General features: G+C 53.0%; 1 protein-coding gene. It reads right to left on the bottom strand.

The features are described 5' to 3' along the window. Window positions 1-847: 847 nt before the first annotated feature. A complete protein-coding gene (aqpZ, locus tag LH464_RS24250; protein ID WP_226788958.1) occupies window positions 848-1,570 on the bottom strand; it encodes an aquaporin Z in 723 nt (240 codons plus the stop codon). Between the last annotated feature and the right edge of the window lie 357 nt (window positions 1,571-1,927).

Raw genomic sequence — 1,927 nt, 5'->3', positions numbered from 1 at the left:
CCCGGCTCGGGTGTCGGTGGACTGTTCGGGCTTGCCCAGGGCACCTGGCAACCCCAGCCTGCGGCGATGGAACCAGGTTTCTGCTTAAGAAATGTAATAAAGGCGTAGAGGTCGCAGTTGAAGCAGCGGAAGCATCAGGATCTACACCGGCGCTGAAACGACATTCTGAAGCCGAACGGGAGTTTGTGGCTCCGTCGCCGCGGGAGCTACAGCCAACATTCGGACAGTTTAGCCGAGCGAAGTCTAATATACTAAAAGTTTCAATCCTGCGTGGCGCGACGTGAAAGGCGTAAACATAAACGAGCACGACTGACAGCCCACGGAAGAGCACTTTTAGGCTTTGGTTGTGGTTTGTAACCTGATCCCGCATTATCCCTCATAGAGTTTGCAACTCGGGTCAAAATCTCAATCATTTCATCTATATGCATCATTGCATCCGTCATTGAATTCGATTCACGATGTTACGCATGGCATACTCAGTCGTCTGTATATCGCATTTGATCAGTGCCGGTTGACTTAAAGTCGGGTGCAGTGTCCGTCCACCCGACTCCTGCTTCATGATGGCTGGCCCTGGCAATCGCCAGCCATCATGGCGAGGTGGCCGACTGGCCACGCTCGCCAACTCGCTGATCAAAGCCGGATTTCACTACGAGCAAAGACAGAGGATCTTTCGCTAGCATCGCGGACCAAGCTTGGGCGGTGGTCTCGCTCAAAACGGCCGGAATGGACATGCTGATATAGCGATCGCCAATGCCAAACTGCGCACCCGCCATCGCTAGATTTAAAAGTGCCGATGAGCGAGGAGCTGTCGGGCCGGGCTTTTCTTTGGGCTTCGCTGAAGAATTAATCAGATAGCGTCGGGCTCACCAACGCCGCGCAGCGCCTCACCGGGTGAAAGAAGCAAGGTCCAGATCAGGCCGCCGATAGTGGCTCCAATCAGCGGGGCTACCCAAAACAGCCACAGTTGCCCAAATGCTCCATTTTCTGCGAAGAATGCAACCGCCGTCGACCGGGCCGGATTTACCGATGTGTTTGTGACCGGGATTGAGATTAGATGAATGAGGGTCAAACCCATGCCAATAGATAGCGGGGCGAAGCCTGCAGGCGCAGCCTTAGACGTGGCGCCAATGATAATGACCAGGAAAGCTGCAGTAAGGACCACCTCCGCGATGAATGCTGAGATCAAATCATAACCTCCAGGAGAATTCACACCATATCCATTTGAAGCAAAGCCATCTGCGGTAAAGTCAGCAGCACCCGAGGCTACGGCATAGAGCACGACTGCACCCATTCCGCCGCCGACCACCTGCGCCACCCAATACGGACCAACCTCTTTCCAATCAAACCGGTTTGCGACCGCCAGACCAAGCGAAACAGCCGGATTGAAATGACCGCCGGATATGCTTCCGACGGCATATGCCATTGTAAGCACAGTCAGCCCAAAAGCCAGAGATACGCCAACGAATCCGATGCCCAGTTCAGGATAGCCTGCAGCAAGAACAGCGCTGCCGCATCCGCCAAGTACTAGCCAGAATGTACCGAACGTTTCGGCACAAAGTTTCCTTATCATTAAATATTCCTCTGAGATTTTGATTCGCGATCATACGCTCGTTAGCGACGAATCGATCGCATAAGTCAATACATCGTTGCATTGAACCTGCGCCAGTTCCGGTTGGACTCTTTCAGAGCCTGGTTGGGTTTGCCGACAGCAAGTTTGGAAGCTCTCTCTCGCGCAAAGCGGGTAACAAGTCGCCTTTTACCATGACAAGGAAGTGGAATTTAGACATAAGCCACTCAATGATGAGATGTAAGTCTTTCCACCGACGCTGCTGAGGGCAGCAGCAGGGGGAAGACGGAACCAACCCAAGAAGCGATAGTTCCATAACCTGTAATATGCAACTAGGAGTTGTAATGGGGGTGGGTTCAA

This window comes from Pseudorhizobium xiangyangii, from assembly GCF_020531965.1.
GTDB lineage: Bacteria > Pseudomonadota > Alphaproteobacteria > Rhizobiales > Rhizobiaceae > Neorhizobium > Neorhizobium xiangyangii.
The sequence above is the reverse complement of the archived record's forward strand: the minus strand, read 5'-3'. Positions and strand labels throughout refer to the sequence as shown.